22 protein-coding genes and 1 pseudogene are annotated in these 25,830 nt (G+C 34.6%); 1 reads left to right on the forward strand and 22 read right to left on the reverse strand.

The features are described 5' to 3' along the window. Nucleotides 1-427 precede the first annotated feature (427 nt). Nucleotides 428-1,888, forward strand: a complete 1,461-nt coding sequence (locus H5J24_RS16575) for a hypothetical protein (protein ID WP_232815698.1) — start codon at nucleotides 428-430, stop codon at nucleotides 1,886-1,888. A 220-nt stretch (nucleotides 1,889-2,108) separates the two neighbouring features. Here H5J24_RS16575 and H5J24_RS16580 read toward each other — a convergent pair whose 3' ends face one another. From H5J24_RS16580 to H5J24_RS16685, 22 genes and pseudogenes are all read right to left on the reverse strand, one after another. After that, nucleotides 2,109-3,140 (reverse strand): helicase-related protein, encoded by a 1,032-nt coding sequence (locus tag H5J24_RS16580; RefSeq protein WP_232815699.1) that lies wholly within the window; start codon nucleotides 3,138-3,140, stop codon nucleotides 2,109-2,111. After that, on the reverse strand, nucleotides 3,137-7,249 hold the full coding sequence (locus H5J24_RS16585; protein WP_232815700.1) for an SNF2-related protein: 4,113 nt from the start codon (nucleotides 7,247-7,249) through the stop codon (nucleotides 3,137-3,139). The genes H5J24_RS16580 and H5J24_RS16585 overlap by 4 nt, the downstream gene beginning before the upstream one ends. Nucleotides 7,250-7,251: 2 nt before the next feature. Continuing rightward, on the reverse strand, nucleotides 7,252-7,932 hold the full coding sequence (locus H5J24_RS16590) for a hypothetical protein (RefSeq protein ID WP_068941758.1): 681 nt from the start codon (nucleotides 7,930-7,932) through the stop codon (nucleotides 7,252-7,254). A 75-nt stretch (nucleotides 7,933-8,007) separates the two neighbouring features. Continuing rightward, nucleotides 8,008-8,577 carry a DUF6449 domain-containing protein gene (locus tag H5J24_RS16595; RefSeq protein ID WP_232815701.1) on the reverse strand — a complete coding sequence of 190 codons (570 nt, stop codon included), beginning with the start codon at nucleotides 8,575-8,577 and terminating at the stop codon, nucleotides 8,008-8,010. A gap of 52 nt (nucleotides 8,578-8,629) precedes the next feature. Further along, nucleotides 8,630-10,003, reverse strand: a complete 1,374-nt coding sequence (locus tag H5J24_RS16600) for a hypothetical protein (protein ID WP_232815702.1) — start codon at nucleotides 10,001-10,003, stop codon at nucleotides 8,630-8,632. Nucleotides 10,004-10,060: 57 nt separating this feature from the next. After that, nucleotides 10,061-10,759: a hypothetical protein gene (locus H5J24_RS16605; protein WP_068941753.1), complete on the reverse strand. Its 699-nt coding sequence runs from the start codon at nucleotides 10,757-10,759 to the stop codon at nucleotides 10,061-10,063. 13 nt (nucleotides 10,760-10,772) lie between these two features. Beyond that, nucleotides 10,773-11,630: a M23 family metallopeptidase gene (locus H5J24_RS16610; protein WP_228407593.1), complete on the reverse strand. Its 858-nt coding sequence runs from the start codon at nucleotides 11,628-11,630 to the stop codon at nucleotides 10,773-10,775. A 16-nt stretch (nucleotides 11,631-11,646) separates the two neighbouring features. Continuing rightward, nucleotides 11,647-13,633: pseudogene (locus H5J24_RS16615) on the reverse strand (type IV secretion system DNA-binding domain-containing protein). 40 nt (nucleotides 13,634-13,673) lie between these two features. Beyond that, nucleotides 13,674-14,537: a conjugative transposon protein TraN gene (gene traN, locus H5J24_RS16620; RefSeq protein ID WP_034676581.1), complete on the reverse strand. Its 864-nt coding sequence runs from the start codon at nucleotides 14,535-14,537 to the stop codon at nucleotides 13,674-13,676. A gap of 5 nt (nucleotides 14,538-14,542) precedes the next feature. After that, nucleotides 14,543-15,754 (reverse strand): conjugative transposon protein TraM, encoded by a 1,212-nt coding sequence (gene traM / locus H5J24_RS16625; RefSeq protein WP_185124655.1) that lies wholly within the window; start codon nucleotides 15,752-15,754, stop codon nucleotides 14,543-14,545. After that, nucleotides 15,744-16,097, reverse strand: coding sequence for a hypothetical protein (locus H5J24_RS16630; protein ID WP_068941747.1), 354 nt, complete (start codon nucleotides 16,095-16,097; stop codon nucleotides 15,744-15,746). The genes traM and H5J24_RS16630 overlap by 11 nt, the downstream gene beginning before the upstream one ends. A gap of 1 nt (nucleotide 16,098) precedes the next feature. Next, complete coding sequence (gene traK, locus H5J24_RS16635; protein ID WP_034676585.1) at nucleotides 16,099-16,713, reverse strand: conjugative transposon protein TraK; 615 nt, start codon at nucleotides 16,711-16,713, stop codon at nucleotides 16,099-16,101. Between the two features lie 20 nt (nucleotides 16,714-16,733). Then, a complete protein-coding gene (locus tag H5J24_RS16640; RefSeq protein ID WP_068941745.1) occupies nucleotides 16,734-17,981 on the reverse strand; it encodes a TraJ family protein in 1,248 nt (415 codons plus the stop codon). Nucleotide 17,982: 1 nt separating this feature from the next. Next, entirely contained in the window at nucleotides 17,983-18,813 is an 831-nt protein-coding gene (locus H5J24_RS16645) for a hypothetical protein (RefSeq protein ID WP_068941743.1), read from the reverse strand. A 4-nt stretch (nucleotides 18,814-18,817) separates the two neighbouring features. Continuing rightward, nucleotides 18,818-19,483, reverse strand: a complete 666-nt coding sequence (locus H5J24_RS16650; RefSeq protein ID WP_068941741.1) for a hypothetical protein — start codon at nucleotides 19,481-19,483, stop codon at nucleotides 18,818-18,820. Nucleotide 19,484: 1 nt separating this feature from the next. Further along, entirely contained in the window at nucleotides 19,485-20,165 is a 681-nt protein-coding gene (locus H5J24_RS16655; protein ID WP_068941738.1) for a hypothetical protein, read from the reverse strand. A gap of 10 nt (nucleotides 20,166-20,175) precedes the next feature. Beyond that, the gene (locus H5J24_RS16660) at nucleotides 20,176-20,829 is read right to left on the reverse strand and encodes a hypothetical protein (RefSeq protein WP_068941736.1); all 654 of its coding nucleotides are present in this window, start codon (nucleotides 20,827-20,829) and stop codon (nucleotides 20,176-20,178) included. Then, a complete protein-coding gene (locus tag H5J24_RS16665; RefSeq protein WP_185124654.1) occupies nucleotides 20,816-23,887 on the reverse strand; it encodes a TraG family conjugative transposon ATPase in 3,072 nt (1,023 codons plus the stop codon). Before H5J24_RS16665 ends, H5J24_RS16660 begins: the two co-directional genes overlap by 14 nt. After that, complete coding sequence (locus tag H5J24_RS16670; RefSeq protein ID WP_068941734.1) at nucleotides 23,859-24,173, reverse strand: DUF4133 domain-containing protein; 315 nt, start codon at nucleotides 24,171-24,173, stop codon at nucleotides 23,859-23,861. The genes H5J24_RS16665 and H5J24_RS16670 overlap by 29 nt, the downstream gene beginning before the upstream one ends. Before the next feature lies 1 nt (nucleotide 24,174). Continuing rightward, complete coding sequence (locus H5J24_RS16675) at nucleotides 24,175-24,495, reverse strand: DUF4134 domain-containing protein (protein WP_082811093.1); 321 nt, start codon at nucleotides 24,493-24,495, stop codon at nucleotides 24,175-24,177. 119 nt (nucleotides 24,496-24,614) lie between these two features. Then, the gene (locus H5J24_RS16680; RefSeq protein WP_068941730.1) at nucleotides 24,615-25,157 is read right to left on the reverse strand and encodes a hypothetical protein; all 543 of its coding nucleotides are present in this window, start codon (nucleotides 25,155-25,157) and stop codon (nucleotides 24,615-24,617) included. 20 nt (nucleotides 25,158-25,177) lie between these two features. Beyond that, nucleotides 25,178-25,828 carry a ParA family protein gene (locus H5J24_RS16685; RefSeq protein ID WP_068941728.1) on the reverse strand — a complete coding sequence of 217 codons (651 nt, stop codon included), beginning with the start codon at nucleotides 25,826-25,828 and terminating at the stop codon, nucleotides 25,178-25,180. Nucleotides 25,829-25,830 lie beyond the last annotated feature (2 nt).

Genomic DNA, 25,830 nt, shown 5'->3' on the forward strand with positions numbered 1-25,830 from the left:
AATATATTTTTCTGAAGAGTGTTCAATTATGTATATTAGTATCATAAACTAAAATCATGAACAAGGAAGAGGAAAAAAAATGCTCTATTAAGGATCTTTTTATTCAGTACAAGAACCACTTATTTTATAAAATATATCAAATCATACATTTTGACTTTAAAAGTGTGATTTATATTGATTTGAAAACACTTTGCATATTTTTATTGGTGATTGCGATAAATATGCTCTGTAATCTTACAAATATTGGATTTCCAAAAGAATTCCCCCGATTTCTATATGCATAGAAATTTTAGAAACATTAGTTCGTTCAATAGTAGTATTACTAAGTATTATATTTTCATTTACATTGCTTTCCTTTCAGATCTTCAACAAATATTTTGGAAGATTTGCTTTTACAGATTTTTTCAGAAGAAAGCATCTTAAGGTAATGTTTACACTTTTCATTCTTAATGTTTCATTTTTAATATACACAATCTCTTACCTAAAATCTTGTGTTGAACCAAATATTTTTCCTGTATACGGAAAAGTTCTATTTATTGAGGGTATTCTATTTTCAATAATACTTATCTTAAGCATTTTTCCGGTAATGATTAATTTGCTGTCTTCATCTCAAAGCAGACATAATATTAAAGCTATATTTGACTCAGTTGACAAAACCAGCTTTGCTTCTTATCGATTTTTTGATGATAATATTGACGATGATGAGTATGAAAACAATGCATTCAAAGTTATTACTGAAATTGGACTAACAGCAATTAAAGAATTTGATCATACAACATTTGAGATTGTACTTAGAAGCATTAATAAGAAAGCCATATCTGTTTTTAAAAGTAATGAAGACGCAAGTGATAAACTCCAATTGTATGCAAATTTCACCGATAATTTGAAAGATTTTTTCTCTTTTGCTGTAAAAGAAAAAAATAATTCTGCACAACAAAGGATTATACAGACACGTTGGGTTTTAGAAGATGAAGGTATGAAGCATGATTTTCTGAAGTATAATAGTCCGCATTATAAAGGAATTGACTTTATTACTGATATAGAAATTTACTTTAATAGAGCTGTGCAAAATAATGAAGATTTTATAGCGGCAGAAATCGTAGATACTTTCATCGATTATTTCGCTACTGTCATTAGAAAAATTTTACCCGCTACTTTTAGATATAATTATGACCATCCATATAGTAACAGCGAGGATGTAAATACCATTTTTAGTTATTATCGACTGATTGATTCACTAACAACACAAGCTGTGGCAACTAAAAAAATGCCTGTATTAAAAAATCTTTCAAATCTATTTATGACATTAGATACAGTAATTGTTGAAAGTACAAACTCCACCGATACCAAGCGATACTTACTCCAGATAAATAATCTTCAAAAAGAAAAGTTGCTTAAAAACATTGTTGAGAATGCGCAAATAAAAAACATTGAATCACCTTATTTTCCATTTGGTATAGGAAATACACAAGAACTGCATAAGCTCAAGTCTTCCGTGATATTGAGAGCGGAATTGAAGATGATTGATTATCTTTTCAGCAAGAGGCTGCTAAATAACTATATTTTGAATGATTTAAAAACTGCAGCTTTTATAATAATCGAAAATTTTTCTGAAGACACAGCTACAGGAAAAGTTTTCTTAAATTTAATTGTGGATAAGTTTGATCATATTAGAGGACTAATCACTACAACCTCAAGCAATGAAGATAAAGACCTTTATATCAATCTTCATATTTTTCTTGGCTATATCATTAGCAAATATACTTTAACAGGTATAAATTATGAGATGGATGAAAAAATCAGGGATATTATGAATAGATTTCCATATTTGGATGACTTTAAAGAAGAACTTAAAGCAAATGGCTTTATACAAAACACGGGTTTGTAGTTTCTATTTCTAAGAAAAAATGAATAGTTGAGTAGTTGAAAGTCTACCTTTAAACTATTTTTACTTGAACAAGAGCGGGAAAAATCCCGCTCATAAAAAAATATGTTCATAATAAAATAATTGTCATTACTGATTTTTACCGCATAAACTATTCTTTATTAACAACTTCTGGAATCTAGTTTTTTAACGTTATTTTACTTCACTTCAACAAATTTTTAAACTATCTTCTCCTAAATATAGTATTACTTTGTAACTTCAAATTATTTTTATTTTTGAGTTGTTGGTCATTCATAATATTTGTAACGTCATTTTTTTTAACACTCTTTAAAAATAAACTCGAATTTTCCCCTGACCTTTCTTTTACATTATCTACACTTTGATTCAGCCTCAATTTTTCTTCTTTTTCTCTCTTATACTGAACAATTAAATTTTCTTGAATACTAGGAAGTTCTTCTATTTTTTTATCTAATTCAGCAATTTTTTCTTCGGTGGTTAAGGATTGAACTTCTATTTCTGCAACATTGATTCCTTTTTCAGCTAATAATTCTACTGTTTTTTGAACCTCACCTTTAGCCAAGTCTATCGTTTTTTGATAAGATGGAAGTTGATTTTTCCAGTAATCAGTATTTCCATCAACATTTTTAGAATAGCCAAGGATTCTGTTATATGAATCTTCGGCTTTAGTCACCATCTCCTTGACTTTTAGAAAGTCATTGTGTTTTCTGAGTACAAATGCAATATCTGCAAGATGCTTGTTCTTTTCAATTTCAATTCTTTTCTTTAAAAGTTCAATTTCAATATTTGCTCTGGTTTCAGGGTCAGTAATAATAGAGGTCTTTAGTTCCTGCGTACTTATATCAGAAACGTCTAATACATTTGCCCCTTTCTTCATTGCTTCTAAATACCTTGCTTGTTTAGACTGTAACTTTTGCAGCATAAACACATCGATACTATCATTAGTTAGCATAAAATTGATTCTCACGTTTTCAAACTTGTTGCCCTGTCTCCAAGCACGACCTTCAACTTGTCTCAAGGTTGTAAAATTATAGGGAAGAGAAAGCATATACAGATCGGTCGTATTTTCCTGAAGGTTCATACCTTCCTGAATGGCTTCACTGCCAATGATGATTTTAATTTTTCCGGAATTAAAATCATCTTGAATTTTCAATCTGTTGGGTTTGCTCGTTGCTCCTGTAATGACACCCACCTCTTCTGGCTTATAAAGAACTTCGGTTATAAGATACTCCTTCATTTTCGGAAACTCCGAGACTGCCAATTCAGAATAAACAATCTGTCCAGCAGTAGAAATATCTTTTTATTCTGCCTTATGAGATTCATTGTTTCATTGAGCTTGGGAGAATTCTCAATAAATTCTTTTACTGAAGGAAATTCGTCATCATAGTAAGGAGATAAGTAGGGAGAAATTGCAATAAGCCTCGCATTTAGAATATGGGTTAAAATTGCTCCCTTTTGAGTTTCTTCGAAATTTTCTTTCAGTAAATCATACTGTTCTTGAGTTAAATCATTCTGTTCAATTTTATACTCTTTATTGATTTTAGTAGGACGGATCAATTCAGGATTATCCTCTTCTCCCTTAATATCAATAAACTCAGATAAAAGCTGCTGAAACAAAGAATTATTTTTAAACCTCCGAACATTGGCTTTGAACTTAACATCTCCTCTCGCATCAATTTCCATATCAGTATCCGCCTCCATAAAGGTTTCAAAGAAGTTATTGACATTGAAATAACCAGATTCTTCCAGTCGTCTATTAGCAATCAAGGATAGAATTGAATAATATTCAAGCGGTTTATTAGTAAAAGGCGTAGCAGAAAGCAGAGTAACATTTCTGCCATCGTACTTATCTTGTATGTATTGCGAAGCCATCCAAGTATTAATACCGAGTTTGGAAGTCTGTTGATTTTGGCTTCTGAAATCTGACGCAAATCTTCTATCTTCAATTCTCACTTTTCCTACAATATGATTGGCGTTGTGCACTTCATCAAAAGTCAAATGATCAAAACCAAAATCTTCCCAATCGTAGATTTTCCCACGTTTCATTTTCCCCTCTAACTCCCTCTCTTTTTCTAATTCTATCTGAAAATCTCTCTCGCTGATGGAGTTCACACTTCTTAGTTCACTCTCTGAGATGTAAGAAAATTTTGAAGCTAAATCTTGGGTTATACTTTCAGAAAAACCAATATTATTAAAACCTTCATAAGTAACTATAGTGATTTCTCCATCTTTGTTATCAAATTTGGACAGATCATAATCCTTTCCTAGATTACCTAGCACATTTAGTTTTGCATTTGGAATGGTTTCAAATATTGTTTCCACCCACTGTTTTAAAATACTATCGTTGGGTACAATAATCAAAGGTCTTTTTGCATTTCCACGCTCCATCGCTTCGTGCATTGACAATATTCCGGAAAGTGTTTTTCCAAAACCAACTTCGTGCGCTAATAAACCAACTCCCTTTGTTGTCAATCTGCCTATTCCCGCTTTCTGAACTTCAGTCAATCTAAGTTCTACCCCTTTGAAATTTTGAAATATTTTAGAAAACAATGGAAATCTGGAATAATCCGGAACGTAAATGCTATTGAAATTTCTGTTGAAGTCCTTTACAAAACGTTCCCTCAATTCATCTGACAATTCTTCACGAATGAATTTTTGAAACAGATCATTTGCTGCAGCTTTACGTCTTTCCCGTATCAAAGCGTTTCGTTCTTTATCACTGCCGGTAACTGTTTCATTGTCTACAAAACTTTTGACCTCCCAAGCTGAAGAACCTGCAAAGGCATCACTTGCTAAACTCCCAACAAAATCTTTGAACTTTTCAGCAAGATTATAATCTACAACTATAGTTTCTACAAGTTTCGTAATACTATTATATTGCTCTTTTTCAACCTGACCAAGCGCAAATTTGTGTACAAATTCGTGATTGGGACTAATGGATATATCATCCAAAGACTTAGGAATTGGTACAACACTAAGAAGTAGATTCATTTGCTTATCATACTGATCTTCGGTTCCTCCAACAGCATACTTATCAGCAAAATCTTTTTCCAACTGCTCCAGCTTCGCATAAATATTTCCTTCTGCGTAATAAAAATCGTGCACCCATTTTCCATCAATGAAATTGGCAAATTGATAGTGTTTACCATAATTATTCAAAGTCCCATCATAATTGGTATCACGAAAAGCTTCAATTTGTTCTTTGGAAATCGATGAACTGTTTTGAAGAGAAGTATTAACGACTTCATCAGATTTGGAAAACAGATATTTTAACACCCCTTTCTTGATTTCCGGTTTTGTTTGAGTTTTATATTCTGAGTCTTTCCTTTTTTGAGTTTGAATTATTTTTTCGGATTTATCACAAACCTCCTTTAGCTCTTTGGAATTAAATGATTGAGCATCTTTTTCTATCTGCTCTTTGAGCTTCGAATATTTTTCAATTTCTTTGACAACAGCCGGAGATTTAAATTTGATTTCCTGTAAGGTTGAAAGAACTTCAGTAATTTTGTCTGTAACATCATTCAATACTACTCCGCTTTCGGTTTCGTTATCTATTTCCGTTTTATCATTGACTATATTTTTAATTTCCTCATCAGTATTCTCAGGAAAAAAATCTTCAAACAGATTTCCAATTCTTTCTGTCTCATTTTTGTTTTGGAGTCGGTTCAGAATATGTAAAGCATTGTCCAAATTGCCGTGGACATATTTCTCTATTCTTCCAAAACGATTGCTTTTTTCTCGAATTTCTCCTAAGATATTTTCTGGGTTCTTTTCAAAATAATCAGAAATATCCTGAGCGATCTTTAGCGATGATTTTTTAAGGATAATAATATCTGTTCCGATCTGAGTTCCAGCAAAAGCCCCTGAAGGTAATCTGTAGGCTTTCAAAATCTCTGCATTCTCTAACTTCTTCTGCCTGTTAAGCCAACCGGAAGGAAGTACCATTGCCAAAACACCATTTGATTTCAAAGAATCTAAAGAACGTTTGACAAAATAATCTTCGTACTTACTAATTTTGGGTTCTTCTCCTAATCCTTTGTACAGACCTCGGTGTTCTCCATAGGGAGGATTACCGATAACTAAATTATACTTTTCAGTATAGTTTTTTGCGTCAGTTTTTTGACCTATGTCATTAATAAATTCAGTTTCGAACGAACGCAGACTGATGTCAGCTTCAGGATGGAAAATTTTGGCAATTTTAGCTGTAGTATCATTGATTTCAAAAGCTGTAACATTTATTTTTACAGAGAGATCTTTTATAGCATAAAGAAAACTTCCGGTTCCTACGCTTGGCTCTAGAGCTGAAATCTCTTTTTGATTTTTGAATTGGTCTTTTATAAGATTGCGAATTGCCTCCACAATCTTTGAATCCGTGTAATATTCATCAAGAATTCCACGCCCTTCCTTAGCTGTACCACCACTTTTGTATTGATTGCAAATATTTTTTACATCGTCAGAGATCTTAACATTTGGATGTAAAGTAATTTTTTTGTCCTCGGAAACAAAACAAGCTGCAGAAACTACTTCTGCAACTTGTTCATTGGTCAGTTTTTGACCTTTATATTTTGAAATAAGAGAATTTAATTCCTCAATATTTTTAGAATCATCTACTCTTCTTTCGATTCTATCGTATACAATTCTCCCGGATACGATTCCGTCCAAGATATCTTTTCTTCCTTCATTTTCTTCAACATTTTCAGGTTGTGCTCTGTCAACGGATTCTCTCCTTGCGTTTCCAAGATTGCTCCGTTCTGACTTTTCAAGTCCATTTCCAGCATTGTTGCTGCCCAAAGTTTGTCCTCCTGAGTGATCTCCGTTTTGTTCGGATTCGCTTCTTTGGAGAGACTCTCCAGAATTTCGTCCAGAAAATTCGAATCCCAAGTGCTGAGTGTCGGAAATTCTTTTTGGTTTAATGATAACTTCTGCATCTTCTGAATTTTTTGGTTCAACTAAATTAATATTTTTATTCTGAAGATTTAATTTGTTTTGTAGATATTCATTCAGATTCTTATTTGCGGTTTGGGAGACCTCATACATACTTCGGATATCTTTAATATTTTTCTCTTTAAATTCGATAAGAATTTTAAGCGTTGCAGCATCTCCTATCCTGCTCCCTTCCAAACACAAAAATATTTTACCATTAAAATCATTAAATCGATTAAGAAATTTATTCGTGTTACTTGCAGAATTAAGCGTAATGAGGGTTCTGTTATTATCTTGATTATTCAACTTCAATAATTCTAGAAATGAGAGAGTATCAGTTTCCTTTTCAAATACAACAAGCTCATTCTTGCTTCCCTTGATAACAGAAATATCATCTTTAAAATTTGAAGAATCCAATGACATACTCAATTGTTTTTTCTGATTGTTACGAAGTTGTTAAACTCAAATAATTCTTTTGCCTGATCATCCCAGCTTTTTCTGGGTAACAGCTGAAGGGTTACGAAAATATCTGTCTTCTTATTGTAAGAATCAATTCGCTCCAACCTTCCGCGGTAGTCTTTTTCGGCGTGTCTATAAAAAGAATAGGGTAAAATAGTATCTGTAGGATAAATGTAAAAACGAGTATAATTCCAGGGAGAGTTGATTTCAAAGCGTTTAAATTTTTTATTGAACAATACAGTATCAGACAAATTTCTTCTGTTTCTGTAGTTGAGAATCCAATCCTTTGAAAATATAGCACCGACTTTTTTGTCCCAAACCGATAGTGGTTTTTGTTTTTGAGAAATTTCTGAAAATATGATATCATTCTCCGATTGACCTATCTGAAAGTACAATGAATCTTTGATGTAGTAAGCTTGTTTATTGATGTCAGGAAACGAAGTATCGGGAACCAATTCTATCAAATGATTTTGAGAATAGTTTATTTTTGATAAATGAAAACTTTCCATTTGGTCCAAACCTTTCGAAGCATCAAAATAGACATTGGAAATAAGATCAATTCCTCCACTTTCAGAAACGATTTCCTTGTGACAAGAACTTACTGTAAATAGAATTGCATTAAGTAGAAATATTAATTTTAGTTTCATTTCAATTGGGTTTATAAAAAAGCGGCAAATCTTATAGACTTACCGCTTCCGATGGTATTATGGTAAGTAAAATCTTTATCTTTTAATGCTTTGTTCCCTAACATTGGCTTTATCGTGCTTGTTATCTTGTTCCAAGCCCTCTAAAGGTTTGTTGGTATTAAGCCTGTTCATCTCGTTATCGTAAAGTTTAAGATTTCTATTTTGTGGATCCAGAACTGCTTTTCCTTCTATGACCTGATCATTTTCTTTGAATTTTACTTTTAATACATTCCCTTTTTCTAGTGATTTTATTGCACTTTCTTTCCATTCAGGTTTGTCAAATACGAGATTAGATTTGTCAACAATCTTAGCCGTATCTACACCATAGTTTTTGTAGAAATTCTGGAAGTAATAATTTCCTTTCTCAGTCTTTGGTTCGTTGAAATTAAATTGAACAAAAGCCGGTTCTACTTGTTGACTCTTTGGATTAAGAAACTCAATTTTGACACTGCGTCCCTCCAATAGATTAATTGCTTCTTTTGCGGTGAATGAACTCTCCTTACTGATTGGAAAATTATGAGAGATTTCTTCATTCTTGTTATTAGTCAATTTTGCATTGTAGGAATTAAGAAAAACACCTCCGCTTTCACTCTTATTGAATTTCAAAGTAAAATCAACCTTATTTTCAGGTAAGGTTTTATCTGAGCTGGTCTTAATTTCAAACTCTTGTTTTTTTTGAATTAATGCCTTTTTCTAAATCTTTGTGAAGTTTTTCCTCTTCCCCAAAACCGAGATATTTCATTTGGTCTTTAAGATATTTTACTTGGTTAAAGTCTTGTTGCGTTTCCATAATGTGTGGGTTTTGATTGTTAAACTTTATATCATTGACTGTTAATATTCTGAATATTGATAAGTTATCTTCATTGAGATAGGTTTTTAAAATTTCTCCATTTTGTAATAATTCATAGGATTCGCCACTCTCTTGTATTTCCAATAAGCCAAAAGCCAAGGCGTATTTATCATTCTTTGATAAATGATGTCCGTCAAGTACATCCGGAATTTTTTCTAATTGTTTATTTGTTAATGTGTAATCTCCATCCGTCGTTCCAAATTCTACTTTTTCTGAAAAACTCTTTCTTTGCTTATCTGTTAAGTGCAGATTTTCTAGGATGAATTCATTTTCTTTATTAATAAGTACGTAATTGAGCAGATTATTTTTTTCATCTTCAGAAAGCTTAGGGGTAAGATTATTTTGAGTAGCTTTTCCCTTCAGGTCATTTTCCACATAGGTTTTGAATTCGTTCAAACTTTTCGGTCGATCATAAAGATCTTTCATATCAGTCCAACCATTGCCAAATGAGGATGACTTATATTCTTGGGTTTGTAAATCATAGCTATAATAAATATTACCAGTTGGACTTTTCAGAGAACCGCTCCCATCGTCGTACTCGCGCCAAATCCATCCTTCAGGAAGACCAGATGCAGGAACCAAACTTTCATCAAAGTCATCTTTTGAAAACAGGTCATCAAATTCGAAATTGTTTTCGTCCAAATCAAGTTGACCGCTACTTTCCCTGCTGTTGTTAAGCTCTTCAATGAGAGGATTAATTTCTATTCCTAATTTTTTTGCTTCAATCTCATAATTCCGGTAATGGTGGGCGTGCTGTTCATCAATTTGTGTATTGGTCATTCCAAAACTTAAATCTGTTCCTTTCTCCAATTCTTTTGCCCAGACATCGGAAAGAAATTTTTGTTTGGACGCTTCGTCACTAATAGTTATTTCAACAAATGCAGTATTATCTTGTACTATTAAAAACCTGTCATCGATTCTCTGTTTATCAATAAATCGTACAGCTTCGCCAAAGCTTTTAAAATTTGTTTTAATCAACGCTTTACTATCTGAATTAAAAATGGAATTCACAATAAAAGCAGATCCCTGAATCACTTGACTTTCTCTGGATTTATAGATTTGCATAAATCTTTTTTCCTGATTGGAAAACCTTCTTTCTCCATCTCTAAAAAACATTTCGGGAGCAGTATTTTTAATTTCTATTTCAAAATCTTTGTAAGCTTTGGTTTTTGGAGTAATCACTCTGTCGAACCAGGATAATTTATTCTCCATTATTTTAATTGTTTGCTTCTTGAGATTTTATCTTCTGAATCCTCTTCTTTTCTCCTGTCCTTCAGATTGTTCTTCCTGCTCTTCCCTGTTCCTGTTGGCATCTTCATACATATCCCTATCATTCACATTGAGTTGAATATCTGAATCACCTCCTTTTGAAAGTTGTTTTTCTGTTTCAGCAATGCGACTTACAGAGCCAATCTCTCTCGAAACAATGTTCACATCATTTGTGATTTCCTTTGCTATTTCAGGATATTGGTCAATTTTATTCTGTAGAAATCCCTTAAGCTTTAGCAATTCGTTTTTATAGCGGTTTAGTTCCTGCGCATCCTTTTTATCAGCAATGAGGGCAGTTAGCTCTGTTGCATTTTTGATGAAATCAAACTCAACTGTTTTTCCTGTCTCACTGTCATAGATAAAAGCCTTTTTTTCAAAAGAAGGATTTTCATTTGAAAGCTCTTTTACATTTGTGTACTGAACTTTTTCCTTGCTGTCTTCAAGAATTTTTGAAAGACTCTTGTCACGTTCAAGAAATATGACCTTTAGTTTAGTATTATCATCAGTGAGCTGGAAAGTAGCTCTATTCTTATCATTGTCAGCTACAATGGTATATCCTTGAAGAAACTTCTGAATGTCATCATCGCTCAGTTTCTTAGAAAATGTGAGGTCTTCATTAATGATTCCAAAGCTTTTAAGTTCATCAGTTGGTAAATTGTGTTCTTTCATAATCGTAAGTATTTTAATATTGGATATTTGAGTCGCCTCCTACTTCATAATAGGCTGCAATTAAATTATTGGCTTTGATAAGATCATTCAGAAATCGAATTGGATTGATGTATTTTCCGTCTTCAGTAACAGAAAAGTGGAGATGCGCACCTGTGGAATTGCCGGTATTACCACTTTTTGCGATAATGAAACCTGCTTTTACGGATTCTCCGGCTCTGTAATAGGTCTCGGAAAGATGCAGATAGGACGTTTCAAACGTGCCGGAATGTCTGACTTTAATATAATTCCCACCTCCACCTGAATCCCAGCCTGCCGCAGTTACAATTCCGTCTAAGACAGCATATACATTTTCATAGTTGGCTTTAAAATCTGTTCCCGTATGCATTTTGGCTGTTCCAAAAATTGGATGCATTCGTCTTCCGAAAGGGGAAGTAACCACTATCTTTCTATCCAGTGGCATACTTATTTTTGAGATAGATTCCTCTTCATCAATGAAATCAAATTTTTTAATAGGCTTTTCCGTATTCGGTTTCTCCAGATATGCTGATTGCTTTTTATACTTCAGAAAGAGCGAGTCTTTATCAATTTTTGAGTCTGTTTTACTTATCTCAATCTTAGATACATTGTAGCGAAGCATTAATGTCTTCAAAGAATCAATCTCCTTTTTCAGATTTTTCTTAGTTGGGACATTGAAAAGTTTGTTAATTATGCTTTTTTGCTTCTTTTCTATTTTGATGGCAGATTGTTTCTGAAGACTTTCTTGTTCATTAAGAATTTCGTTGGATATAACCTTTTTAGGAGTCAGTGTATTGAACTGGGTAAAAACCAACGAATAGCAACCTAAAAACAGCACTGTTATTATATTTTTCATTGTTGATCCCATTGTATTAATCTTTAATATTTTCGTTTACGATGAGTTCCACCTCTCTATTTATTTTTCTAAAATTGGTCATTAGAACTTCTTCTTTGCGATTGATTCCCTTTTTATCGATGAATGAATAGTAATTAGGCATAGCTACATAGTTTTGTTCCTCGTCCTTAATAGCTTTCATATCAAGATTGATTTTTCCTCTTATTGCAGAAGTTTTATATTCCTCAGTACTGTTCTCTTCTCCTTGCGCAAACATTCCAACCATTTCACCAGTTTTAAGTGCAGCAATTTTTCCTGCAGGAATCATAAAGTCCATTTTTTCATTGATGCTTGTCGATGTTCCTTGCTGAGAAATAGATTGGGAATAGGATTTTTGTTTAATTTTTCCGAACAATTTCTCAAGCCAATCCAAGGTATTTTTATCTCTTACAGAACCGGAAAGAACATTTCCTACAATAGCAGATATAGTATCGGCAACTTCTTTTTGTAAAACTGTCGAAGCTGTGGAATTTCCTGAAGCCCTAATAAAACAGCTATCTTGTTACTTCTTGCTGTTGCGATCACATTATCAATTTTATGAATGTAGATTGTTGGAAACTCATCACCAACTACTCCACCAGGTAAATTATGTTTGGAATTGATTAAGCGTAAAGTCCTATTAAGTATTGACGAATACAAGGCTGAATTAATATCCTGTGTACTCGGGTCGGATGCTAAAATCAGAATCGAAGGATTTTCTCTATCCGTTATTTTCAGCTCAACTTCATCTCCTGAGAATACCCAAAAACTTTCCTTGGTAGCTAAACGCGAAAGGAATATTTTCAAAGTACCAATTTGCCCTTCCAACTGGTCAAAAGCTTTGTTATCATAAGCCGTTTTGAATGGTGAAAGCAAAGAAAGAATCTCTTCATTGGTAAAAAGTGTATCAAAGATTTCTTTATAGCTGCGGTTCATAAAGGATAAAATATGTGGCAGGTCTGAATATTTACCATTTTCCAGTGTGGCAAAAAAGTAGATACAAGATGAAAGAAAGTTGATTGCCGACTGGGTAAAGAAAGCTTCGGAACCACCTCCGGAACTTGCACCTCCTTTTTGTAATGAAGAAACCATTGATTCTGCCATTTCCTGAGCTTCCGCCAAGGTTTGAATATACTTTTTATGAAACGGATTTACTCTTCTTGATTTTTCTACTTCATTCAGATTGATAATATGAAAACTGTAGTTGTAATCTGATTCTTTACTTTTTTTCAATAAGTAGTGGTAATAGGCAATCTGTGCCAGATCAGGAAACTTGAAATCGTAAATACAAAGACAAAAACCTTTGGCAATCATCTGTCGAATGGAAGGATTAATAACCCCAAACGATTTTCCAGAACCAGGTACTCCGATTACAATAGTTCCTCTAAAAGGATCTATATTGATATAGCCTTTGTAGGTTTTATTATTGTATCTGAAAACATACGGGATATTAATTGAAGTATCCGTGTTTACAAGTTCTTTGTTTTGATCAAAAGACTCTTCTTCAACATTCCATCGGTCTTTTCCCATTTTCTGCTGCATCAGTTTCGAAATGCTGTCTGCTCCCATCTGAAGAATAACTGCTCCTAAAAAAGAAAGAACTGCATAAATGATTTGATACAAATTAAGTCCGGGGAAAATATTGGGCAGTTCTCCATTTCCTGCTTCATTCTGCCAGATCAAGGATGAGAAAATCATAAATAACCCTAACACCATTGAATTCCAATCTTCGTATAGATATTGAGATCTTTTTTCTTCTTAGCTTTTGTTCCAACGGCAACCAGTCCTATCAGAATCACCGTGGCAAATTTTGCATTGATGGGAGGATAAATGAAACTCATCTTTGAGAAGTTCTTTAATAAGTTGGAAACTACAGGGATGTTAGCATTCAGATAAAACAGCGAAGCACAATCCAATACAACCACAGCATAGACCACCTTTTGCAGAAATCCATAGATTTTGATTTGATGTTGTTGCTCTTGCATTTTGTTATTTTTTTATTTAAAAATGGAGGTCGAATCTCGGCTAGAATGTATCAGCTTTTAGAATGTCAGAATAGTTCACTTTCATTTCAATAGTTCTGCCCGATAGTTGTTCCTCAATTAATCTTATCATCATCACTTTGGAATTAGGGTAAGTGAACTTTTTGAAGACGTAAATGTTTCTGAAATTTTTCTTGAAATGTTTTTGAGGATTAAGCTGAAAAAGCGGGGTCATCTCGATGCTTTGGTTATTCGTAGCCTTATGGATTTTTTTATCCTCTATGGAAAATTTTAACGCCTCTATATCATAGCTCAGATTAGAATTGTTTTTAAAGGTCATATCAAGGAAAATGTAATCGCTGATGACATAGACATTGTTGAGCTGGAAGCTGAGTTTAAGATTTTTCTCTTCTCTGATTGGATTATTTTCAGATTTCTTCTGAATGATTCCCATTGCAAATCTTCTAAGTTCAAGGTTAGAGAAGACCATTTTATCGAACTCAATAGGCTGCATCGCTTCAGGCTGAATGTGAATATTGGTAATTGTATTCAAATTTTCAGAATGTCTGTAAACCGCTTTATACTGTGCAATATAAGATTGCCCTACAACGGTAATAATTCCAACTTGATCTCCATTAAAAAAGATGGAGGTCTTTTTCTTTTTATCTTCTTCAGATGTTTGACTATCTGCAATTTTGATTCTTGCAATATTGGTCGTTGGTAAATCCCCTGTTAGTTTTTCAGTTGATAAATCGACGTATTGGATAGGTTCAGGAGAAATAATATGCAGGTTGACCCCTTCTGCTATTTCTATTTCTGGCAGATCAGAAATAATTTGTTCTTTGGTTGCTGTTTGAGCTTTGAGAGTCGCTGTAAACAGTAAAAGTGTATATAAAAATGATTTCATTGCTTTTAAGGTTTTGGTTGGTTTTGTGAGTCTTTCAATTGTTTTTCATCGATTAGAAATACATAGGAATTGTATTTCAATTTTGCTTTATTGGTTTTGATTAGATTAGCAATCGATTTGGAGGTGGATGTAAATAATTTGGAGCCGATAGTGGTAAAAAATCCTTCTCCTCCCATATCCATCTGAGTTCCCTGAACCGAATTGCTTCCCATTTCACGAATCATATCTCTGAATATACTTTGGGGAACATACAAGCCTTTCATCCCATCAACATCATAAATTGAAAGGTTGATTGGAAAAATCTCTCCTTTCGCAAATACTGAGATGATTTTCAAATCAACTCTCTGCATTGTAAATCCTGAAATCTGACCATACAAAATGGAACCTTTACTGATTTTCCTATTTCCAACAAAAATGTCTTCCAACAATCGAAATCTGATTCTGCTCCCTAAAAATCCTTTGTTGTTTTCATCGATGACGGCTTTGATAAAACTGTTTTCCTTGTCTTTATAAATTGCATTGAAGTCATTATTGATACCTGACTTGCTGACATTGAAAGTAGAATTAAGGAACTCGTCCATCTTTTCTTTATTGGCTTTTAGCTTTTGTTCAGCCGCCAGCTTGGTTTGATATTCTGGATCTCTAGCTTTCTCTAAAGAATCCATCACCAGCATTTGCTGCTTCAGATATTTTACAGGATCCTGCTGTGCATTTTGTTCCTTTGTTTTAGGCTTTTCAGTCTGAATATTATCTTCTGCTTTTCCGTAGGAATTGTCATTTAGCATTTTAATAATCTCAGTCGATCTTTTATAGTCCTGATCTTCTTTACCTTGTTTAGCGTTATAATAGGATGATGGATTTCCATTTGCCTGATATTGATTCTGCCTTGAATTGACAGCTTTTAAAGAATCAATTCTTCTTTTTTGAGCTAATGACAATTGGTCGTCATAGCTTTGCAGACTATCTTGTTCCTTGTCCAATCCACCAAGCATTGTTCTGTTATCATCCTTTTTAAAGAATGCATCATAAGCATCATTCTTGGTCATAATGGAATCCTGCGATTCACCAAGTGACAGAGAAAGCTCTTTCGGTTTATCTGCAGGTTTATCTTCTTTCATAAACTGAACCCCAACATATGCAAACAACAAAACGAAAGGCAGAGCAAGGAGAGGCAGAACATATTTCTTTTCTTTAAAGTTAATTTTCTTAATGTCCATTTTTTAAGTGTTGGTATTGGTTAAACAGATATTCTATTCTCAGGCTGTCCTCTTTCCGTAATTTTTGCTGATCTCTTTTATCTTTAAGTGATTGTAGTTCATCCACTATTTTTTTCATCTCCTTATCATTATTTTTCAAAATATTTTGAGCCACCGAACTTTTGGAATAAAGCACAGGGGGCTTGATTTTAAATGTCATATCAGAAGGAAATAAGATTCCTTGCATAATAGAAATGATGAAGGAAACTGATAGGAAAGCCATCGAATACATAAAAAATCTCTTCGGATTTTTGACTGCCCAGACTAACCATTTCTGTCCGTTTTTTTTAACAAAAGCATTCATTTTAGTAAGAGTTTTTATTTTGATTAGACAGTTCTTCGTTATTGATGATTCGCCAGTTTTTGAGAAGAACACCGTGCGGATTGTTTGGGCTTCTTATGATGTCATCAAAGAAACCTTCAGTAAATAATTTACGCGTAATGACAGAAGATTTTCTTGTAATCATCTGCTTTCCGAAATACTGGAATTTCTTGTTTTCCATATTCAGAGAAATGGAATCGGTGTGAATACTGACCATAGAACTTGAAGCAACGATCTGATTGTAAAATCCCTTTTCTCTTAGGTTGGTGTACTCCTTTTTTCCACTATCATCAATGAGGTATAATGATTTTTGAATGTTTTCTTTGATGTAGGAATCATCAGGAGCCAAAGTGAAAAATAGTCGGTGGAATAATTCGATCTGTGCTTTATATTCCACAGGTCGATTCAAAAGCACATCGGTCTGTTTGGCAAGAATCGGAACACCGTTATCCAAAATGTAGATTGACTTTCTGGAATCCTGAATCATTCTGTAAGCAAAGAAGAAACCTGCAATGATGATGAAGACAGCAAATGCAATAGCTCCCAATGAGACCACTTTGTTGATCTTAATTCTCTGTTCTATGTTTTTAATAAGCATTTTCAATTATTTTTTTCAGATTACTTTCCATTTTTCATAGCATCATTAACTCTTCCAGATGCAGAACCTGCAGCAGCGGCCTTTGTTGTCGCAGCAACTGCTGAAGCACCTCCCGTTTTCGCAGCCAAAACCGCTGTTTTTGCACTACTCGCCATTTTACCTGCTGCACTTTTCATTTTGGTCATCGCTCCTGCTCCGCCCGCAGTTACAATCGTATCAGCAATGGTTGGCGTCATCAGAACTCCAACGCCTGTGACGATATAAGCTACACAGGTAAAGAGTTGGTTGTAGATCATTCCGGAATTTGAAACATAGACCATCAAAGCATCCAAATTGGTAATGGTTCCGTTGGTTAAAAGAGTATCATATCGTTCAATTTCCATTGTATAGCCTGATGCAATCAGCTGTTGTCCAATATTGATAATGGTATATGCAACAAAAGTGTACAGATTGATGTTAATGAACTTGGAAACCCAACTGTATAAAGAATTTTCAAATCCAGGTATTAGTGCCATTCCGACTGCAATGGGACCAAGAATAATTAATATATATGCCCAGATCTTTTGGATAAAGAAGATGAGATAAACACAAATTCTGAGAATGGATAAACATACAAACTCAATGATTTCTGCAACTAATTTCTGTAGCTGGAATTCCATCCTGATCTGCCATTCTTTGATAGGCTGTAATAATTTGTCAATCCCATCACTGATATCAAACCAAGAATCGTCTGCATCTTTACTTGTATTATTGATAACTTCCTGCTTGGCATCTTCTTCAGCATTGAGCTTGATGACTGCATCCAGTAATTGCTGCTGTTTCTTGAACCTTTCAATTCTGAGGTCATTTACCTCAGATTCAATATCACTAAAGATGGCTATTCCCGGTTCCGCAATGGCCTCAAAAGGAGCTTGCAGCATATTGACAAATCCCATCCAATAAATGAGTGTAAACCCGATCAGAATAGGTTTGAGCATCGGGATAATTTCCCATTCACGATCTCCGGCTGCCATTTGCCATCCCATATATCCGAGATACATTAATGCTCCCAATCCGCCTATGGCTCTTCCAACCAATGCTGAACCTTCCGCACTGTCCTGCACACTATTATCAAGTTTAGTAAAGACTTCCATAAACCATTTTTCAAAAGCGCCATCACCTTTTAAAAACTGTAAAAGATTACTGTAATCACTATCCGTCTGGGCAAAACCCAACACCGGTACTATCATAGCCAAAAGACAAAAAAAGTATGTATATGTTTTATTCATATTAAAATTTGTGTTTGTATTGCTGCATTACATTTTGAACAATCTGTTTGTCTGAAGCAGGTGTCCATTGCGTTGGTAAAGCTGTGGGTAAATGGCTATTCAGTATATTTTTGTAATCCAGCAACAAAGTCGTTTTGTTATTATGCTTTCTTAATTCCTGAACAAATTTTCTCCATTTGATAAGGGTTTCGTGATACATTACAAAGCGCTTCCCCCTTGGCATATCCATTGAGCGGGACATTGAATATTTATCTTTAATTAAATCCAGTTCTTCCTGAAGCCTTTTTAATGTACCAGTTGTATTGAGCGTTTCATAAGTCTGCTGATCTTTCAGTCGCCATTCGATAAAATTCTGTGGTGTATCCGGAAATTCAGTGATTGGTTTCAACATTCGCTTGTAGTAAAGAAGCCAAAGAGGGTCGGCATCGACAGTCGCCGAAGTCCAATGGGCAAGATCTTGCACGCTTCTCTTATAAATGGTATCCGAAGCGGCTTTGATTTTCTTAGCTTCATCCTCCTGAAATTTCAACTGGACGAATCGTAGATTCTGTTCTCCGGTTGGTTTTAGTGGTCTTATATCGTCACCGTCTTTATAATCTCGGTTAATTTTAGGAGCCCACATTCCCCAAACCGTTGCGTAAGCAAAATTGGTTTGAATACCAAGAAAATATTTAGGATATGGTCGCCAGTCGCCCCAGCTTTCAAAGGTCATCCTCTTATGCTGTGCAACAATAGATGGGTCGTTCAATCTCTTTACACTGACTTGCCCAAAAACATTTGCAACAGCAAATAGTAAGAGGGAGAGTTTTGCTATTTTTGATAGATTTTCCATAGGTCTAATTGAATAGGTGTTTGTATTTTTGAATGATATCACCGACAATAGCTTTGTCAATATTGAGATAGTTTCTGAGTACAGGGACTTGGAACAGGTACGGGATTTTTTTGGCGTTCTCCAATCGTAAAATGATATAAAGAATGTTTCCATTGATATTTCTTACCCTGGTAAATACTTTCTCAATCAGCATTTCTCTGTCCATTGCATCCATCAGGAAATCTTTGTCTTCGTTCAAGACATCCTGGGTCACTTCCTGTTGGAGCTTAGTGACTTGTGTTCCGATTTCAGAATAGTATTTTGAGACCAGAATTGCATATTCAGGATGTTGAGCAGACAGATCCAGCATCTTGTTGGAATTCGTCACAATCTTTCCTAAATACTGATACAGATAGATTAATTTTTTGCTTTGTGTAAGCGCTGAATTAACATTTTTAAGCTGTTGATAGATGTATTCCTGAATCGCAATAACTTGGGTGGTTTTATTGTTGATATCATCGTACAGCTCCTTTTGTTTTTCATAAGAATCCAAGAATGCCTGCTCACTTGCCAACCGAACACCGTGATTGAGCGTGATCTGGGATAGAAGTTTATCATTGATGACAATCTGTTGGCTCTTTACAAAAATGCTGGAGAGCGCAATGATTCCAAAGGTTAATATTTTCTTCATCTTAAAAGGATTTGAAATTGTTCATTATACTTTCTACAACCTGTTTATCTCTATTGACATAATACTGGAATGCTCTTTTGTTTCGTAAAACCTTTGCCTTGATATCTTTTATTTTTAAAAGCATATGCGTAGAATTTCTGCTGATTGCTTTGACTTCTCCCAATGCATAATCCAGTAAAATTTTACGTTCCGATTTTTCCATCTGGTTGATAGCTCCGTATGACAGGATGATCCCTGCCACTAAACGAGTGACCATTTGGAGGTCATCCACAAACTGTACTTGCGAAGGCAAAACGGTTATGATAGAATATGGCGCGGTGCTGATCTCATTGATAATAGCGGTCTGATTATCCGTTATCTTCGTTATCTCTCTGCTCATAGAGATTCCTGTTGGTATTGACTGAACAGCAAATGAGACAATACGAAGCCTGTCCTGAACTTTAACAATTTTTTCCTTGAAATCTTTCCATTGTGATTGATTAATAGTTTCCACCGTAGCATTTACAGTTTGCTTCTGTCTCATTTCTTTTTGTCGGTCGTGCTCTTTCATTGCTGCATTGATCTCCAGGTCCATCATTGGAAAAGAAACATTTTCCTGTTGCCACGCAGGTGTAGAACCACCACTTGAAGAAGTGATTAAGATGTAAATAGGAATAGTCAGGATTAGAAAAATCTTTTTCATCTCTTGATTTTTAAAAATTCCTTTTATACTTGTTCATTATATTCTCCACAATCCCTTTATCGGTATTGATGTATCCTGCAAAAGGATTGATGGAATTCCAAAACCCCAATCGGTTGGCTTTTTCCAGTCTTAGCTTTATTGCCAAAAGCCATAGTTTCAGATTTTTCACATTGCCGGAAATATTATGCAGGATTTTATAGCGGTCTCCTGCAGTAGCCAGATTCAATTCTCCTGATGCCAGAATATCAGTGATGTCTGTTACTATTTTCAAACTTTGCTCGTAGGTTTTTTGTGAAGCCTTAGTTCCAAATATGGCATATTGAGGATGCTGCGAAGCCAATTGAATAACCTGAGCAGAATAATCATAACATTTGTTGAGCTCAGTGTAGATCTGCTGTACCTGAATGCCGTTTTGAAGTGTTCCGGAAACCTCTTTCAGGCCCTTTAATATTTTATTCTGAATATCATTGGCGGCTACCATCTGGGTTCCGACCCAGGTTTGAGCATCCTTTAATTTGGATGTTTCTTCAATAACTTCATTTTGTTTGGCTTTTAGATTTTCTGAATACAGAATCATTGCAGCTGTTACCGTAGGATCGATATAGGTATTCTGAGCAAATAAAAAACTGCCGAATCCTAGAAAAAATAGACTAAGTTTCTTCATACTGATAATTTTTAGTGATTAATTCTGAAAAACTGATTTGATGGTCTTCGAGCTCCTGTGAAATAACTTTGAAAATATTTTTCCCTTTGTTTTCATTTTTCATCCTGCGGTAATAGGAAACAATCTTTTGGTCTAAGGGATTTTGATACAGATTGACCAGCGAAACAAGATTTTCAAGGCTGTCTCCAAAAACTTTTAAATCAGAGACAATCTTCATAAGGGCTTCATCATAGCTTCCGTACTTCTGTACATAATACTCTACTGCCGATTTTTCGGGTTTCTCTGTCGTGTAGGTTAAGTACTGCTCTATTGAAACTTCGTTACCATAGACTTCTCCCTTAGAACCTCGCTTCAGATAAAATTCTTTGAATCTGCTTCTTCCGAATTTGTTATTGAGGTTGTTGATTGTAAAAATCTTGTTCTGCTCGACTTTATTCAATGAAAGTAATGCGGCTATCCTATCGAAATTGTCCTTGAATTTGGTCTGATCAAGAAGAATGAAAGTGTCCGAATTGTTGATAATGGAATCTTTTACAACTGCATTTCCAATGATGTCATCCAATTCCTGTGTTACCACCACTGCTTCTCCCCAGAATTTCCTTACCGTTTTATAGAGGTATAGAATGTAACCTCCCATCAACTTACTTGCGATTGCTTTCCACGCTTCTTCAATAATCAGAGCTTTTCTTCGGTCTTTTCTGAGCCTCATTTTCTGAATAAAGGTGTCCATTATGATGAGTGTTACAATGGGAAAAAGTTTTGGATTATCTTTTACATTATCAATCTCAAACACGATAAACGATTCGTCAAACAAAGTATTATCAGCAGATTCATTGAGTGTTGTTCCATATCTTCCACCTTTATAAAAATCTCTCAGAACAAATAGAAAAGTTCTTAGGTTAAATTCTCTTTCTGTGATACTGTGTTTCTTATTATTCAGATAAAGAGGAAGAAATTTGTCACAGTAATCATAGAAACCATTAAAGGAAAGTTCTTTTGCATCCAACTTCTCTTCAAGTTCTTTGATTTTTCTGATGATGGCTTTCCTAAATGATTCATCCCAGTTTTCTTCCGTTTTATCCTTTTTGATGATTTCATTGGATTTAATAAGAATCAATTGAGTTTCATTGTAAATTCTTCTTCTATCTTCATCACCCAGCGTTTCATAAGCCTCGTAAACGGTATAGAATTTTTCATTGTCATAATCTGGATTATTGATGTTCTTGTCAGGATGATAGAACTTCAATAGTTTCCTTCCGGCTTCCTTGATCTCTTCAGAACTTGCATCAAAGGAAATTCCTAAAACATCGTAGTATGTCCGCTGTTCGTTAACTTCACTCTCATATTGAGCATAAATATCTTCTTCGTGAATGTTGTATTTATTCAAATAAAGAAGTAATTCTTCTGAACTTTTATTCTCATACCATTCAGTTCCCGAATTGAAATACTGATGATAATAGGACATCAGCACATTGTCCAATATTGATTTCTGCGCAGATGACATTGAAGCATCAGGACCTTGCCAGATCAGGAAGATCAGATTCGTCAAAAATTCTATTTTTTCAATATTGAATTCTTTCTTATCCATCAGAAAAGGATTCATTGTGATTGGCTTTTCTTCAGTGTATTGAATATATCTTCCCCCTTTGTATTTGCAGGTTCCTGAATAAGAATCTCCTGTATCTACGATGACAACATCATAGTTATAGGTGAGATATTGCTCAATGATATTGTTCATTAAGAAACTCTTGCCTGAACCACTTGGTCCGAGAACGAACTTGTTTCGATTGTTAATTCTGCCAATTTTCATAGGCAGGTCAGCAGGGTCAACTTTTAATGGAACTCCCTGCCTGTCCGTAAACCTCAGATAGAAATTAGATTCTTCATTCACGGGGTAACTCTCTTTAAAAAAAAAACACAAGGCCGCTTCGCTTGTCGTCATAAATAGATCGTATTCCCTAAGCTCCGTGGCATTGCCAGGAATAGCAGACCGGAAGAGCTCCAGCTGATTGTAAGCATTCTTGGAAACAATTATTCCTTTCGTGAAAAGCTTATTTTCAATCATCGATTGGATATTCTCCATTTTTTCTAATGTGCCTGCTGAAAACAAAATTGAAAAATGAGCATTCACAACCAGTTGCCCATCTGTAGCGATATTATGGAGAAGAGTTTGGATTTCTTCTGCAATGATGGCATTGGACGGAGAATTATTGGCTGCACCCTCGTGCTTTTTCTTTTTCTTATCGAGCTCTCTTTGCTGTTGTGCCTGTAGTGGGATGGTAATAACCTGATTGTAGACAATTGTTTCGTAATCTTCCAGTTCATTGATAAATGTAAAATTATCCACAGCTGTTTCCGATGCTGCACCATTCCCTCCAAGTATAGAATAGGGGTCTATTTCGGAAGGCAGATCAATATTTTCGACATCGACGTAGGAAATATTCTTGACGAAACGATTTCCGATCTGCAGGTACTCATTGGTACTTTTGATATTATCAAAACTTGGTATGTCAGAAAACTGCATTGACAATACACCGGAAATGCAATGTTCAAAATCCTTTTCAAATAGAAATTGTGGTTCGCAATCACTTTGTCTTAAAAGCATAAATACCTTTTGGCATTTATCTCGAAGCTCTTTATAACTTTTCTCAGAGAAATTATAATGTTTTGTTTTCTTCTTTAGCTTATCATCTACAATATCTGTGAAGAAAAGTAACGTTTCTATAGTTTTGAAAAGCCTGCCATCAAAATGCTCTGAATATTTTTGCTGGAGAAATTGATTGGATTCTTCAGCTTCGTATTTCTTTTTTGAGAAAATATCAAGCTTTTGAACAATTCTACCTTCACCAATAATAGACACTACTTGATTCAAAACCGTATGAAAATTCAGATATTGATCTGGATCTGCAGAATATTGTTCAACGGCATTTTTTATTCTAATTCCGATAATAGGATTTCCGTATTGTCCAAATAAAACATCAAAGTCCCACCCGAAATCTTTTCCGTAATCAAATCCGATAAAAGGAATATCAAATGTTAGTTTCTTTATTTTGGACATAACCTAAAAGTGTTTTATTGTTTATTTTTTTTGGGAAAATCAAAACTTGGTTGAAGTTTTTGGTCTTAGCGTACAAACCATATTTATCCTGTCTTTTGAAAATGAAATAGACACCTCCTCCTGTAACTGCGAGTCCCAAAAGAGAACCCAGCAATCCGAATTTGGATAATATGAGTGCTGCGATGACACCAACTCCAATTACGCCTACTGCATAAAAGATGTATTTGCCTTTGAGTCCGAAAAATACAAGGGGTTTTTTAAGCCCCTTGTAGAGATAGAATCCCATATTAAGCAAAGAATGCTGTTACGAATTCCGGAACTACCAATAAGAATATCATAGCACCTCCGTAGCCCAAGATTTCCTTGTTGACATCCTGGTCACCATTTGTCCATTTGTTATACACTCTTAGACCGCCGATGAAACCGACCAATCCTCCTACTGCTTTTAGAATAAGCTTGATTGGATCCCAATAATCCTTGATGTCATTGGCAGCATTGGAGATCGCTGTTGCACCACCCTGTCCAAATGCCGGGGTAATAGCCAAGAGAATTACACAAGCAGTTAATAACTTTTTAACCAGCTGATGTCGTTTAGATTTGTAGTTCATAATAATTGAAGATTTATGTTAAGAATTGTGTTTATTTTGCTCAGAAATTGGCATAAGCGGTGTGCTATCCGTCATTTATTGGCGGATCATTTTAGATTTGAAATGTGTGGATTAATCTCTTAGATCATTGACTGATAGACCTTATAGCCGTCAAGATCAGAAAGAACCTGAACGTTGGTTTCGGCGAGGTTTAGAAAGTTCTTAAACTGTCTATGAAAGGATTTGAGCTTAGGTGATTCTGCTTCTTTTTTTTCCTGATTCTGATTCTCAATTTTTGCAGAATCAAGACTTGCAGTTTCATTGTGATTATTTTCTTTTGTTCTCTCTGATATTTCTGGAATATTGTTATAGTCATCAATATCCTGTTCAGATTCGAACTTCTTTCGAAAGTGATCAAGGTCACGGGTTTCATCCTGTATCTCTTGATTTGCCTGAGAAAGCTCTTTTTGATTAAAAGAATTAGGAGTATTGATATTTTCCACATCATCGATTCCAACTTGTTGTATTTCGTTTTTGTCTTTTTCTGAAAATTCCGTCAGGGAATACTCTTCAGTTTCTTCCGGTCTTCCAGAATTATCTTTTTTCAGAAAAAGATCGTAGACCATATTGCCTGCGTAATAAAGCAGATAAACGGCTATGATAGTGGTAATTATTTTGATCATCTTTAGTAAAGTATTTGTGGTTACAAAGTAATTTCAAGGCAATTATTAATATGATCTATTAATTCTACGAATGGGTTTTTTACAGCATATTTTTGTTCATAGGTCAATTTCCTTGTATCAAGGATTTGGAGACAATTTCTTTTGAATACAGGACTTTTCAGTAAGATTCCATACCTGCTGATTTCGGTATCCATTCCATCCTGATTAAGGTATTTGTAGCCTTTATCATATTTCGAGCGGATAAATATTCTTTCGGCCTGGCTTTCCAATAGTCCCAAAAAATTAATGAAGACCAACGTTGATTTCGCAGAGACATTGGAATATTCAAAAGGAATGACAATGAAATCACTATAGATAAGAAGGTCGCTGTATTTCACGTCCAATGTTCCTGCAAGGTCGAATATGTTTATTTCTTCACTTTCTTTCAATTCGATCAAAGTTTCAAAATCCGAGAAAGGCTGTTCGTTTTCTTCATCGATGATTTCAACATCATATAGTTTTGGAATATCCAGCAATTCGTCTTCTTTCCATTTATGATAAAATGACTTCTGAAAATCGAAATCGAATACATTGACCTTTCTCTTGGAATTAACAGAAATATAATTGGCAAAAGCAATGGCAAGCGTTGTTTTACCGGTTCCTCCTTTCTGTGTGGCAAAAGTGATTATCATAA

Origin of the sequence: Chryseobacterium capnotolerans, from assembly GCF_021278965.1 — a bacterium.
Classification (GTDB): Bacteria; Bacteroidota; Bacteroidia; order Flavobacteriales; family Weeksellaceae; genus Chryseobacterium; species Chryseobacterium capnotolerans.